Genomic DNA, 13,415 nt, shown 5'->3' with positions numbered 1-13,415 from the left:
GGTAGGTTGGGGCTGCAGCAAGTTAAAGCGTGGGTCGTGCAGGTGCTGCCGGACCTAGGCGGTCCAGTCTGCGCCGGTAGCGGTGTTGCCGCCCGAGTTCTTGCCGGGCACTGGGTCAGGCAGCCGGTTGCCCGCCGGGTCCAGTCTCCAGCGCGCTTGCTGCTCGCCCTGGGCGCTTGCGCTGTGCTGCCCGGTCAGCCGTTGGCGGGCGTCGTACTGGTACGCGTCTGCGTGGGTCGGGGTCTGGATGCCCACCAGCTGGCCCAGGCTGTCGTAGGTGTAGCGGCGTTGCCGCAGGCCACCGATGAGGGGCGCTGCGCTGGAGGGCGCGCTGCTTTGTCCGGGCAGGCCTTGCCAGCGCTGGTGCAGCAGGCGCCCCAGGGGATCGAGCTGGCGGCTCTGGGTGGGCGCTGTGCTGGCCATCTCGCCGGGCAGCAGGTGCAGGGTGCGGCCCACTTCGCGGTGCAGCTTGTCGCGCTCTAGCGCCAACAGGGGCATCTGGTTGAGCAGCACGCCGTGCACATGGCCCGAGCCGTAGCTGAGCCAGTCGAGCTGGCCGATGCCCTGCAGTTCGCTGATCACCTGAACAGGTGGAAGTTCGAGACTGCTTGAACTGACCGTTGGCAGGTCAGCCGTCGCATACATGTCCCTTTGTGTTGGGCTAGATAGGGCTCATGTCGCAACAATTAGGTTTCTGCAATATTGCCATATTTGGATGTCAATTTTGAAATCAGTAGGATTAAAAATGTACTGACAAATATCGACACAGAAATATTTAAAGCATCAATAGCAATCATCTTAAAAAACCTGCTCAAAGCAGGCTTTTCAAGCCCCTTCAAATTATGAAAACACTCCTGCCAACCAAAATTATAAAGAATGATTTCCAACATAGTTCCCGCAGGGAATATCAGGTAAAAACAAAAAATAACTGCAAATACTGCAATCCTAAAATTCTGCTTATTCAATTTATATATATTAAGTATTTTTCTTGAAATTAACATTAGAAAAATCCAGCCGATTGCCCAAATGCCAACTATTTGCATTACCCATGAAACCAAGAACGTTTTCTCACTACCAAAAACAATGGCTGCCACACCTACAATCCAAACAAAAAAACTCACAAAGAAAAATGCATTAAATTTCGTCATTATTTGAAAAATTCAATTGTTGGTGCACTTGGAGGAGCCAATAAAGCAGCACAATTTTTTGCAGGTGCCGTTGCGTATCCCAGAGCTTTTGCGGACTTGGCGATTGGGCCATCTGACGCACTTTCCACAGCTGCCGACACCGGACCAGCGGCATAGATTGAGGTCTCTTTTGCAGCCAAAGCCAATTTAGCTGCTTCAGGGGTAAGCTCATCTCTATCGACTTTATCTGCAATTTCTTTTTCTGCCTTACACATCAGCGTATTTTGATCAATTTTCACTTGACGCCCAATTTCTTTGTTCTCCTTCCAATCAAGAGCGTCAGAGATTTTATCGAATATGCCTTTTGCTGTTCCAATATCGGGGCCTTTGGAAGGCGCGCCCATTGGATTGAGGCCTAGAGGATCTACAGAACTCAAAGGATCCCTTGGGTAAGCTATCGTATTTAGTCCTCCGATCAACCCAATAGGATCCTGGCTCACATACTGTCCCACCCTTGGGTCGTAGTACCTGAACCGGTTGTAGTGCAGCCCCGTCTCCTGATCAAGCTGCTGCCCCTGCAAGCGGATGGGTTGATGGATGCGGTGGGGGTTGTATTCCTGTTCGATCTCCCCCCAGGCGCCGTACCGGGCCGCCCAGCTCACCTGTCCGGCCTCTTGCCCGTTGGCATTCACCAGCGCAATGGGTGTGCCCAGGTGGTCCGTCAGGATGTGCCGGATGGTCAGCGGGTGGGCATCCTCGGTATGGGCTTGTGTGTCCTTGATGAGTTGCAGGGATGCCTGCACTTGGCTTCGCATGTCCTGCGGCAGCAAGGCGGACAGTTGATAGCCAGGCTGCAGCACTTCGTTCAGGGCCTGGTGCAGCATCTCTCTGTCGCCATGCTGCAGTTCTTGCTCTGAGTCGCCGCTGCCGGTCAGGTCCAGCAGGGTTTTGACGGGGTCGGTGTGGCCTTGCTGACTGCGCTGGATCTGCAGCAGCGGCACAAAGCTGCTCGGCTCATACACCGTGTGTTGGATCTGCCCGTGGGACTGGGTGTGCACAAGCCTGTCGCCATCCCAGCCGTAGTGTGTGTTCTGGCTGTCCTTGCCGGTGTCTTGGTGTGTCTTGCTCACTCGCCGTCCGAACGCGTCGTAGCGGTACGTGGTTTTGCTTTTCACCTGTCCTTGGGCATTGGTTTGGAGAACCTGCCGCAATTGGTGCAGGGCGTCGTAGTGCAAGGTGGTGGTGCTCCCGTCGCCATGCCGGGCGTCGGTGCGGTTGCCCCAGTCGTCGTAGCCGTAGTGGGTGGCGCCTTCGTCACCTGCCCCCTGGCTCCAGCCGATGCGGTTGTCCGGCCAGCGTTCCACGTGCTCTGTGGCAGGGTTGTCTGTGGTGGGTTGAGGCTGCAACAAGTTAAACCGCGGGTCGTGCAGGTGCTGCTGGACCTGGGCGGTCCAGTCGGCGCCGGCGGCGGTGTTGCCGCCCGGGTGCTTGCTGGGTACTGGGTCGGGCAGCCGGTTGCCCGCCGCGTCGAGCCTCCAGCGCGCTTGCTGCTCGCCCTGGGCGCTGGCGCTGCGCTGCCCGGTCAGGCGCTGGCGGGCGTCATACTGGTACGCGTCTGCGTGGGTCGGGGTCTGGATGCCCACGAGCTGGCCTAGGCTGTCGTAGGTGTAGCGGCGTTGCCGCAGGCCGCCGATAAGGGGCGCTGCGCTGGCGGGGGCGCTGCCGGGTCCGGGCAGGCCCTGCCAGCGCTGGTGCAGCAGGCGCCCCAGGGGATCGAGCTGGCGGCTCTGGGTGGGCGCTGTGCTGGCCATCTCGCCGGGCAGCAGGTGCAGGGTGCGGCCCACTTCGCGGTGCAGCTTGTCGCGCTCTAGCGCCAACAGGGGCATCTGGTTGAGCAGCACGCCGTGCACATGGCCCGAGCCGTAGCTGAGCCAGTCGAGCTGGCCGATACCCTGCAGTTCGCTCGATTCGCGTTGCCCCAGGGCGCCCAGGCGGTGGTGGATGCGGTGCTCGAATTCGATGGCGGTCTTGCCGCTGGAGTTGCCGTACAGCGTTTGCACCTCGCCAGTGGGGCGCCCCAGGGCATCGCGCTGCAGGTCTACACGGCTGGTTTTGTGCAGCCGGTCGGCTTGCAGGCTTTGCAGCAGGGGACTGCTCGCCAGAGTTTGGGCGTCGTGCTGTTGGCTCAGGGCACTGTGAAGCTGATGGGTGTTGATCTCCAGCCAGGCAGCGATCAGCTCGGCGGGCGCAGTAGCGGGTGCATCGCAGTGTTCGGGCCGATCGAGCCCGTCCAGCTCCCAGCCCTGGGTGTCCAGGAGCTCCCCGCTGTCGCTGTAGCCGAACTGGTGGATCTGCAGGTTGGTGTCTGGGGTGCGTTGATTTGCCGGTGTTGCTAACTTTGAATGTGCGGCTGCTGCATCCACTTTGCCGGTGACGCGGTAGATCAGCCGCCCTGCGCTGTCGTAGTGGTAGCGGCTGCGCACCGTGCCCTGGCTTTCTGTTGTGCCCTGGCTTTGTGCGCCCATGCCACTGTCCTGCGCATCGGTCTTCTCGATCAGCTGGCCCGCCGCGTCATACCGGTAGCTCTGGCTGCGCCCATCGAACCCTGTTTCCTTAACCAGCCGGTCCTGGCTGTCGTAGGCGAAGCGGGTAACTGCATGGTTCTCGTTGATCAGCTCGGTCAGGCGCCCGGCCACGTCGTAGCGCAGGTGCAGGCTTGCGCCCGCCTGGGTCTGCGCGGTGACGCGGCCCCACAGGTCGTGCTCATAGGTGATGGTGGTGGTCTGTACCGATGTACTGGGTGAGCTTGGTCCCGGGCTGGCCAGCGCTCCGAGGGTGATGGCCTGGACTTGTTCGTTGCTGCCCCAGCGGTATTGCACCAGCGTGCCGTCCGCCTGGGTCGTCTGCTGCAGTCGCCCCATAGCATCGCGCTGGTGGCGTATGCGTTGACCCAGGGCATCGGTCTCTTCGATGAGCTCGCCAAAGGCGTCGTGCAGCCAGCGGCTGGTGTGGCCCGAGCAGTCGGTGTAGCTCGCAAGCTGGCCGACGGCGTTGTAGCCCAGGGTCTTGCGCCCGCCCTGGGCATCGATCAGCGCAATGGGCTGGTCCACCCAGGCGCGGGCGTTGCCTGCGGCGGCGTGGGGCGGCCCGCTCGGGTATTCCAGGTGGGTGGTGAGGGCGATGTCGCCTGCCACCACGGTGGTCTGTACCAGGCGGGCCCAGGGGTCGTATTCGTAGTGGGTGTGGATGCCGCTGGCGCTGGTGCTGTGCAGCAGCAGGCCGTCGGCGGCGGTGCCGGGCAGGCCCCAGCGCTGCTGGCTGCTGCGGCCGTCGGGCCCTTGCACCCCGAGCAGGTGGCCCTGGCCGTCGTAGCGCCAGTGGGTGGTGCGCCCCAGGGCGTCGGTGGCGGCAATGCGCCGGCCTGCGCTGTCGTACTGGTAGTGTGCTTCGCTGCCGTCCGGTTGCACCTCGCGGGTGATGCGTTTGAGGCCGCCGGTGCCTTCGTGGTGGTACCGGGTCACGCGCCCCAGGCTGTCGCGCACGGTGGTGCAGCTGGCGGCCCGGGGGTCCTGGGGGTGGGCATCTTCGTAGTCGAAGTAGTAGCTCAGGCCTTCTTCGTTGTGGTGCTCGGCCACGCGGGCGCCGGGGCGGGGTGGCGGGTTGCCACTGGCGTCAGCGACTTTCTGGTCTTGGCGCTGGTCTTCGTAGACGTAGGTGTGCTCGGGGCCGCTGCCCACCCGGTGGGCGACCATGCGGTGGGCGCTGTCGTAGGTGAACTGGCGGGTGCGCCGGCCGTCGCGGGCGTGCACGGCGATGAGGTCGCCCAGGGGGCTGTAGTGGTAGCGCACCAGGGGGATGGGGTCGTGCCGCTGTGCGCCAGCACCGGAGCCTGAGCCTGAGCCAGAACCCGCATGCTCGGGGTCGTGCGGGTTGTAGGTGCAATCCACGCCGATCAGGCGCAGGCCGCTGTCGGGGTTCAGGCCTGCCAGGGTTTGCGTGGGGACAGGGGCGGTTCCTGCGTCTGCGGCTGTCGCTGCGCTGCTGGGCCGGTTGTACAGGAGCGCATAGCGCCGGCCCGCCCCGTCGGTGATGCCTTGCAGGCGTCCGCGCTCGTCGTGCTGGTAGTGCTGGCTGCGCCCGTAGGCGTCCATCAGGCCGATGAGCCGGCAGAAACCTTTGGAAGAGCCCTCGGCTTGCACCTTGAAGAGCCAGACGGTGCGCCCGCCCTGCGTGGCTGCCAGCAGGTAGTTGGGGTCGGCCTTGGCGGCGGCAGGTACGTGGGCCCAGCGCTGTTGCCGGTGCCAGGGCAGGAGTTCTTCTGCGGTGTTGGGGTAAGGGTTGGCGCCGGTAGTGGGAACGGGAGGATTCTCGGTATTACCAGCCAGAGCAGACAAGGCCTGCGCCACCCCCATGCCGCCTCCGCGCATCAGCAGCAGCCCTTCGCTGTCGCTGTGCAGGCTCTGGCCCGGCTCCAGCGCTTCGTCGAACGTGATGACCCGCCCGCCCGCATCGCGCAGCAGGGTCTGTGTGGCTTTGAGCTCGATGCTCAGCTCGTGCGGCAGCTTCCAGCCGTAGCCCAGCAGCCCGCAGTCGCTGCCGTGCTCTGCGTTGACGTAGCTGCTGTACTGCCGCTGCCACACCAGCGGCATGGGGCCGGGCAAGGCAAAGTCCAGGTCTTCCGTGCCCACCAGCACTTTGGCGCCCAGCGTGGGGTTGACGGGGCTGCCGATGGCCTTGCCGCCCGGGCAGGTAGAGCAGGCGATGCCGCCTTGCGAGCCGATCAGCACGGTCAGCGATCCCTGCGTGATCGGCCCTCCGGACTTCGTCAGATCTCCCAGCCTTGCTGCCGGCTTGCCCATGGTGATTCCCTCTCGATATCATTTTTTGTGTAGCGATGTCCCCTCTGGAAGGGGGCTTCAAATCGCCGCGCATGATAGGTTCGAGGGAGTGCAAAACAGCGCCCGGGGCGTGCTTGTTTTATCGTCCGATACAACTCTTACGCGGTCATGAGAGACCTGTCGAAAAGACGTTGTAGTTCAGTGTTTCATTGGGATTTTCGAGGTGCATACGCATTTGAAAATCTTGATGGCGAGGGCGATACGCCGCTCTTGGATATCGATCAGAAGTTGGATGACGATAAAAGGTCCTTGAGAGCCGGACGGTGCGGCGTGAACGACGCGACACCGGCTATTGGCTGGGCACACAGGGGTGCACCGGATAGAACCTGCGCGCGGGCTACACCAGCCGCGCCGCCACCAGTTCCTTTTTCAGGTATGCATAGAACAGCGGTGCCGCCACCAGCCCCGCGGGGCCGAAGACCGCCTCGGCGACGAACATCACCGACAGCAGCTCCCACACGCCCATCTGGGTGCGGCGGCCCACCACCTTGGCGTTGATGACGTACTCAGCCTTGTGGATCAGGATCAGGAAGCCCAGGCAGGCAGCGGCGGCCAGCGGCGACACCGACAGGCCCACGATGGTGATCACCACGTTGCACACCAGGTTGCCCACGATGGGCACCAGCCCGGCGATGAAGGTGAAGGTGATCAACACCGGCGTGTAGGGCAGCTCCAGGCCCCACAGCGGCAGCACGAACAGCAAAAACAGGCCCGTCAGCAGGGTGTTGAACGCCGCGATCCAGAACTGCGCGGCCACGATCTGGCGGAAGGCTTCGCCGAACAGCGTGATGCGCAGCCGCAGCTGCTGCGCCAGTGGCCCGCGCGCCAGCACAGCGGGGCGCACGGCGGCCAGCGCGCCAATCAGCAGGCCCACATACGCAAACAACACACCGGCCAGCCAGGCGCGGCCTGCCATGGCCAGCGCGCCGGCCTTGGCGCCCAGGTAGCTGGCGATGATGCGCTGGATGTCGGCCACGCCTTCGGGCAGGTGGCTGGCCATGTCCACCGGCAGTTTGAGCCGCAGCTCCAGCACGGTGCGCGCCATGTAGTTGAGCAGCTCCTGGTACTGCTGCGGCGCGGTCACCAGATAGCCGCGCGAATGCGTGAGGCCTGTGGCCAGCAGCACCAGCGGCAGCAGCATCACCAGGGCCGCCGCCGCAATCTGCGCAACGCGCAACGCCGAAACCGAAGGATGGGCCTGGCGCCGCAACCGGCTCAGGCCCTGTGCGAACCAGCGGGTGAGCGCCCGCGTCAGCAGAAAACCCAGGCACACGCACAATAGGCCCGGGAGCAGCCCGCGCCACATCACCAGCAGCAGCGTGGCCGCCATCAGCACATAGCTGGCAATCACGATGCCCTGTGTGCTCAGGCGCGGCGGCAGCGTGACCGGGGCCGCCGAGGCCGCCGTCGCCGTCGTTGCCGTCGTTGCCGCCGGATCTGGCGTGTTGTTCAGGACTGTGGGGGTCGAGGGCGGTGTGTGCGCCATGCGCGGGTCGTTCAGGCGGGCCGACGTTGTGCGTGTCGCGTGCCGACTAGGCCACGACCACGGCAGCACCTTCGCCGCGTGCGGCGATGGTGCCGATGGCGTACACCTGCTCGCCCGCGGCGCGCAGCGTGGCGGCCGTGGCTTCTGCGGCGGCAGCATCCACCACCACCACCATGCCGATGCCGTTGTTGAAGGTGCGGTTCATCTCGATGTCGTCGATGCCGGCCGTCTTCTGCAGCCAGGCGAACAGTTCGGTCTGGGGCCAGCTGCCCTTGGTCAGGTGGGCGGCGGTGCCGTCGGGCAGCACGCGCGGAATGTTCTCCAGCAGGCCGCCGCCAGTGATGTGGGCCAGGGCCTTGATGCCGCCGGCGTCATCGGAATGCGGGTGGGCTGCCAACGCGGCCAGCACGTTCTTCACGTACAGGCGGGTGGGCTCCATGATGGCCTGCTTGAAGGGCTTGCCGTCCAGCGTGGCCGGGGCTGTGGCGCCCGCGCGCTCGATGCACTTGCGCACCAGGCTGAAGCCGTTGGAATGCACGCCGTGGCTGGCCAGGCCCAGCACCACGTCGCCGGGCTTCACGTTCTGGCCGGTCAGGATCTTCGATTTTTCGACTGCGCCCACCGCAAAACCTGCCAGGTCGTATTCGCCTGCGGGGTACATGCCGGGCATCTCGGCGGTTTCGCCGCCGATCAGCGCGCAGCCGGAGAGCTCGCAGCCCTTGGCAATGCCGCCGATCACGGCCGCTGCGGTGTCCACGTCGAGCTTGCCGCAGGCGAAGTAATCGAGGAAGAACAGGGGCTCGGCGCCCTGCACCAGCACGTCGTTCACGCTCATGGCCACCAGGTCGATGCCCACGGTGTCGTGCATGTTCCATTCGAACGCGAGCTTGAGTTTGGTGCCCACACCATCGGTGCCGGACACCAGCACGGGCTCCTTGTAGCGCTTGGGCACTTCGAACAAGGCGCCAAAGCCGCCGATGCCCGCCAGCACGCCTTCGCGCATGGTCTTCTTGGCCAGCGGCTTGATGCGCTCGATGAGCGCGTCGCCCGCGTCAATGTCAACGCCGGCGTCTTTGTACGAGATGGGGGTGGAGGAGGCAGAGGAGCTCATGGAAGGGGCTTTGGTGCTGGTAGACCCGCCGGGCGGGCTGGAATCCGGGGATTTTAAGCGGCACGCCCGGGACGGACTTTCTCAGCCCTGACCGGGCGGGGGATTTGAAGCTGGCACCCGGGCGGTGCCATCGCATGAGCACGCCGGCCACCGCACGCCGCGACGGCTACCCGCAGGGCACGGCGCGGCATTCGCGGGATCACCGTTCCATCTCTGTGCAACTAATAAGTTCACTCATCAAACTATGTCGGGTTTGCCCCGATGTGTGCGCCGGTTCAGCCCTTTCATAATTAGTTCGTCGTCCGCACTATGTCGGCGGAGGTAGTTGCCCGGAAGGGGAGCTGCCCGCCACGGACTGCAGCCTGCAGGGTTCAGCGAGAGGGGTTGCGGCGCGACAGTCAACGTCGTTCACACCAACCAAGGTCCGCACGAGGCCATCAATGGAGACAAGAATGAAATTGAAGACAACCTTGACCGCCCTGGCAGCCCTGGTGCTGGGCCTGTCCGGCGCCAGCGCCTTCGCCCAGGTGGTGGGCGTGAGCTGGTCCAACTTCCAGGAAGAGCGCTGGAAGACCGACGAGAAGGCCATCAAGGACCAACTGGCCAAGCTCGGTGCCAGCTACATCAGCGCCGACGCGGGCGGCTCGCCCGAAAAGCAGCTGTCGGACGTCGACTCGCTGATCGCCAAGGGCGCCAAGGTACTGATCGTGCTGGCGATGGACAAGGACGCCATCCTGCCCGCCGTCAACAAGGCCGCGCAGCAGAAGATCCCTGTCGTGGCGTATGACCGCCTGATCGAGGCGCCCGGCGTGTTCTACATCACCTTCGACAACGTCGAGGTCGGCCGCATGCAGGCCCGCGCGGTGTTCGAGGCCAAGCCCAAAGGCAACTACGTGATGATCAAGGGCTCGCCCACCGACCCCAACGCCAACTTCCTGCGCGGCGGGCAGCAGGAGGTGATCGAGGCGGCCATCACCAAGGGCGACATCAAGATCGTCGGCGAGGAATACACCGAAGGCTGGAAGCCAGAGGTCGCGCAAAAGAACATGGAGCAGATCATCACCAAAAGCGGCGGCAAGATAGACGCCGTGGTGGCCTCCAACGACGGCACGGCCGGCGGTGTGGTGGCGGCGCTCACGGCCAAGGGCATCAAGGGCATTCCGGTGTCGGGCCAGGACGGCGACCATGCGGCGCTCAACCGCGTGGCCCAGGGCTCGCAGACCGTGTCGGTCTGGAAGGACGCCCGCGACCTGGGCCGCGACGCCGCAGCCGCCGCCGTCGCGCTGGCCAAGGGGCAGAAGGTGGCCGGCGCCCAGACCTGGAACGGCGGCGAGAAGAAGGTGCCGCTGCAGGCGCAGTTCCTGAAGCCCGTGCCCATCACCGCCAAGAACCTCGACCTCGTCGTGAAGGCCGGCTGGATCCAGAAGGACGCGCTGTGCAAGGGTGTGGATGCGGCCAAGGCGCCCGCCGCCTGCAAGTGACGTGACCCCGGCGCGGCGCTGCATGCCGCCCGGTGGCTGAACAACACGTTTTGAAGCTCCCGGACCGGGAGCGGGGCCCTGCCGCGCGCGGCGGGCTGGCCTGCGCCCGGTCCCTTCACGAACAATTTTGGCGGAGTGCGCTTGTGAGTCCTGTTCCCCATGCCCTCAGGCAGCTGGCCATCGACTGGCGGCTGGTGCTGATGGGCGCCGTCCTGGTGGTCACCGCCGTCGTGTTCAACATCCTCTCGGGCGGCCTGTTCCTGTCGCCCGAGAACCTCTACAACATCGCCCAGCAGACGGCCGTGGTCGGCATCGTGGCCACGGTGGTGGTGCTGGTGATCGTGGCGCGCCACATCGATCTGTCGGTGGGCTCTGTGATGGGTTTCGTCGGCGTTCTGATCGCCACGCTGATGTACACCGCCGGCTGGCACTGGGTGGCGGCGTCGCTGGCCGGGCTGGCGGTGGCGATCGGTGTGTCGCTCTACCAGGGCGCGCTCACGGCGATGCTGGGGGTGCCATCGTTCGTGGTCACTCTGGGCGGGCTGATGTCGTTTCGCGGCGCGGCCTTCATGGTGGCCGACGGCAAGACCCAGCCGGTCAGCGACAGCTTCTTTCAGCGCCTGGGCGGCGGCTTCGATGGTGCCATCGGCGTGCAGGCCAGCTGGGTGCTGGCCGTGGTGCTGGTGGTGGCGCTGGGCCTGAAGACCTGGCTGCGGCGCCGGGCCAAGGCTTCGTACGGCGTGCCCAACCCGGCGCTGTGGCTCGATGCGCTGGTGGCGGCCGTGCCGGCCGTGGTCGCCGTGGGCTTTGTCGCCACCATGAACGCGTACCAGATACCCACCAAGGATGCGCCGCAGGGCGTGCCCATCCCCGTGCTCATCTGGGGCGGCGTGGCGGTGGTGCTGTCGTTCATCGTGCGGCGCACGCGCTTTGGGCGCTACGTGTTCGCCATCGGCGGCAATCCGGAGGCCGCGGCCCTGGTCGGCATTCCGGTGCGGCGCGTCACGCTGATGCTGTTTGCGCTGATGGGCGTGCTCATCACGATTGCGGCCATGGTCTCGATTGCGCGGCTCAACGCCGGCACCAATTCGCTGGGCACGGGCATGGAGCTCTTCGTGATCGCGGCTGCTGTCATCGGCGGCACGGCGCTGGCGGGCGGCAGCGGCTCCATATTGGGGTCGGTGCTGGGGGCGCTCATCATGCAGAGCATCGACAGCGGGCTCTTGCTGCTCGACATCTCGATCGGCCTGCGCTACGTGATCATCGGGCAGGTGCTGATCGCGGCCGTGGTGTTCGACGTGGTGTACCGCCGCCTGACCGGAGACACCGCATGAACGCGCCCCTCGTGGAAATGCGCGGCATCCGCAAGTCGTTCGGTGGCGTGCGGGCGGTGGACGACGTCAGCCTCAACCTGTACCCGGGCGAGGTGGTGGCCCTGCTGGGGCACAACGGCGCGGGCAAGTCCACGCTGATGAAGATGCTGGCCGGTGCCTACCCCATCGACAGCGGCGAGGTGCTGGTGCAGGGGCTGGGCGCCCACATCCGCACGCCGGCCGATGCGCAGCGGCTGGGCATCGAGTCCATCTACCAGACGCTGGCGCTCGCCGACAACCTGGACGCGGTGGCCAACCTGTTTCTGGGCCGCGAGCTGCTCACACGCTGGAACACGCTGGACGACCACCGCATGGACGCCGAAGCCCGCAAGGTCTTCGAGCGCCTGAACAAGAACTTCCGCAACGTGCGCACGCCGGTGCGGCGCCTGTCGGGCGGGCAGCGCCAGGTGGTGGCCATCTCGCGCGCCATCTACTTCAACGCCCGCATCCTGATCATGGACGAGCCCACCGCCGCGCTGGGCCCCGAGGAGACCGCCATGGTGGGCCGCCTGGTGCGCCAGCTCAAGGCCGAAGGCGTGGGCATCTTCCTCATCACCCACGACATGCCCGATGTGTTCGGGCTCAGCGACCGCCTGGCGGTGATGAAGAACGGGCGCATGGTGGGCGCCTACCGCACGGCCGATGTCACCGAGGACGAAGTTCTGGGCATGATCATCGCAGGCAAACAACCCGACGGAAAAGCGCAGACCCACCGCCTTGGCGAGCCTGCGCCGACCCCCACACCCGCATGAAGACCACCGGCGACCAGCAACTTGTCAAACGCATCAACCGCAGCGTGCTGCTGCGGCTGCTGCGCCAGCGCGGCAGCCTCTCGCGCGCCCAATTGGCCGGCGAGAGCGGCCTGACCAAATCCACCGTGAGCCTGCTGGTGCGGGAGCTGATCGACGAAGGCTGGCTCGCCGAGACCGGGCTGGCCGCCGCGCAAGGCATGGGCCGCCCGTCCACACCGCTGCGCCTGGACGGCAGCCGCCGTGCCATGGTGGGGGTGGAGATCGGCGTCGAGTCGCTGCGGGTGGTGGGCGTGTCGGTCACCGGCGAGGTGCTGTGCGCGGCCGAGGCCCCCCTGGCCGACCGCGACCCTGCCGCCGTGTGCCGCCAGGTGGCGGCGCTGGTGGTGCGCACGCAGGCCGAGCTGACCGCCAGGCCGGTCACCGTGTCGGGCGTGGGCATCGGCGTGCCCGGCGCGTTCGACGAGGCCACCGGCTCCATCCGTTTTGCGCCCAACCTGGGCTGGCGCGACGTGGCCTTTTTGCCGCTGATCACACGTGCGCTGGCCGACGCGGGCAGCCCGCCGGTGGCGGTGCATGTGCAGAACGAGGCGGACACCGCCGCGCTCAGCGAGTACGAGTTCGCAGATGGTGAGGCGACGGACTCGCTGATCTTCGTGACCTGCGGCGTGGGCGTGGGGGCGGGCATCGTGCTCAACGACCGGCTGTTCACGGGGCTGCAGGGCATGGCCGGCGAAATCGGCCACAGCATTTTGCAGATTGACGGGCCGCCGTGCTCCTGCGGGCGCAGGGGGTGTGCCGAGACCTTCTTCGGGGCCCGGGCGCTCGAGCGCCAGAGCGACCCCGCGCGCGGCGGCGTGTTCCTGGGCGTGGTGCTGCAAAACCTCTGGACCACCTTCAACCCCGGCGCCCTGGTGGTGGGTGGGCCCTCGTGCGAGCGGCACCCCGGCATCGTGCAGCAGGCCCGCGACACGCTCGATGCCTACGCAGCCAGCGCGGGCGTGGCGGCGCCCGCCGTGCGCGCAGCCCGCTACGGCCTGCTGGCCTCGGCCGTGGGCGCGGCCGCGCTGGTGCTGCACCACGAGCTGCGGCCCATGCACGCACCGGCAGTCGCCGCGGCGGGGGCCGATGAGCAGGCCCTGGCCCCACCACCGGCAGGCGCCACACCGCCCGCCCATCTCCACTGAACG

9 protein-coding genes are annotated in these 13,415 nt (G+C 65.7%); 4 read left to right on the top strand and 5 right to left on the bottom strand.

Translation table 11 applies throughout. The annotated features are described in order from the left end of the window. Positions 1-54: 54 nt before the first annotated feature. The 5 genes from ACSQ3N_RS20560 to purM all read right to left on the bottom strand — a co-directional run bounded on the left by ACSQ3N_RS20560 (position 55) and on the right by purM (position 8,622). Positions 55-582: a hypothetical protein gene (locus ACSQ3N_RS20560; RefSeq protein WP_436147312.1), complete on the bottom strand. Its 528-nt coding sequence runs from the start codon at positions 580-582 to the stop codon at positions 55-57. Positions 583-686: 104 nt separating this feature from the next. Beyond that, on the bottom strand, positions 687-1,121 hold the full coding sequence (locus ACSQ3N_RS20555; protein WP_156372001.1) for a hypothetical protein: 435 nt from the start codon (positions 1,119-1,121) through the stop codon (positions 687-689). Between the two features lie 26 nt (positions 1,122-1,147). After that, positions 1,148-5,986, bottom strand: coding sequence for an RHS repeat-associated core domain-containing protein (locus tag ACSQ3N_RS20550; RefSeq protein ID WP_436147311.1), 4,839 nt, complete (start codon positions 5,984-5,986; stop codon positions 1,148-1,150). Between the two features lie 376 nt (positions 5,987-6,362). Then, positions 6,363-7,511, bottom strand: a complete 1,149-nt coding sequence (locus ACSQ3N_RS20545; RefSeq protein ID WP_436147310.1) for an AI-2E family transporter — start codon at positions 7,509-7,511, stop codon at positions 6,363-6,365. Between the two features lie 46 nt (positions 7,512-7,557). Then, a complete protein-coding gene (purM, locus tag ACSQ3N_RS20540; RefSeq protein ID WP_056165272.1) occupies positions 7,558-8,622 on the bottom strand; it encodes a phosphoribosylformylglycinamidine cyclo-ligase in 1,065 nt (354 codons plus the stop codon). 452 nt (positions 8,623-9,074) lie between these two features. Between purM and xylF the strand changes: the two genes are divergently transcribed. The 4 genes from xylF to ACSQ3N_RS20520 all read left to right on the top strand — a co-directional run bounded on the left by xylF (position 9,075) and on the right by ACSQ3N_RS20520 (position 13,412). After that, on the top strand, positions 9,075-10,103 hold the full coding sequence (gene xylF / locus ACSQ3N_RS20535; protein ID WP_056165270.1) for a D-xylose ABC transporter substrate-binding protein: 1,029 nt from the start codon (positions 9,075-9,077) through the stop codon (positions 10,101-10,103). A gap of 200 nt (positions 10,104-10,303) precedes the next feature. Further along, on the top strand, positions 10,304-11,437 hold the full coding sequence (locus ACSQ3N_RS20530) for a sugar ABC transporter permease (protein ID WP_436147991.1): 1,134 nt from the start codon (positions 10,304-10,306) through the stop codon (positions 11,435-11,437). Continuing rightward, positions 11,434-12,228, top strand: coding sequence for an ATP-binding cassette domain-containing protein (locus tag ACSQ3N_RS20525; protein WP_436147309.1), 795 nt, complete (start codon positions 11,434-11,436; stop codon positions 12,226-12,228). Before ACSQ3N_RS20530 ends, ACSQ3N_RS20525 begins: the two co-directional genes overlap by 4 nt. Next, entirely contained in the window at positions 12,225-13,412 is a 1,188-nt protein-coding gene (locus ACSQ3N_RS20520) for an ROK family protein (RefSeq protein WP_436147308.1), read from the top strand. Before ACSQ3N_RS20525 ends, ACSQ3N_RS20520 begins: the two co-directional genes overlap by 4 nt. Positions 13,413-13,415: the final 3 nt, after the last annotated feature.

Source organism: Acidovorax sp. LjRoot194 (genome assembly GCF_964253015.1).
Taxonomy (GTDB): Bacteria; Pseudomonadota; Gammaproteobacteria; order Burkholderiales; family Burkholderiaceae_C; genus Acidovorax.
The sequence above is the reverse complement of the archived record's forward strand: the minus strand, read 5'-3'. Positions and strand labels throughout refer to the sequence as shown.

Excerpts from the sequence above, each read along its gene's own strand:
- ACSQ3N_RS20545 (WP_436147310.1), bottom strand. The coding sequence starts at position 7,511 with ATGGCGCACACACCGCCCTCGACCCCCACAGTCCTGAACAACACGCCA.
- ACSQ3N_RS20530 (WP_436147991.1), top strand. The coding sequence starts at position 10,304 with ATGGGCGCCGTCCTGGTGGTCACCGCCGTCGTGTTCAACATCCTCTCG.
- purM (WP_056165272.1), bottom strand. The coding sequence starts at position 8,622 with ATGAGCTCCTCTGCCTCCTCCACCCCCATCTCGTACAAAGACGCCGGC.
- ACSQ3N_RS20520 (WP_436147308.1), top strand. The coding sequence starts at position 12,225 with ATGAAGACCACCGGCGACCAGCAACTTGTCAAACGCATCAACCGCAGC.
- xylF (WP_056165270.1), top strand. The coding sequence starts at position 9,075 with ATGAAATTGAAGACAACCTTGACCGCCCTGGCAGCCCTGGTGCTGGGC.
- ACSQ3N_RS20525 (WP_436147309.1), top strand. The coding sequence starts at position 11,434 with ATGAACGCGCCCCTCGTGGAAATGCGCGGCATCCGCAAGTCGTTCGGT.
- ACSQ3N_RS20550 (WP_436147311.1), bottom strand. The coding sequence starts at position 5,986 with ATGGGCAAGCCGGCAGCAAGGCTGGGAGATCTGACGAAGTCCGGAGGG.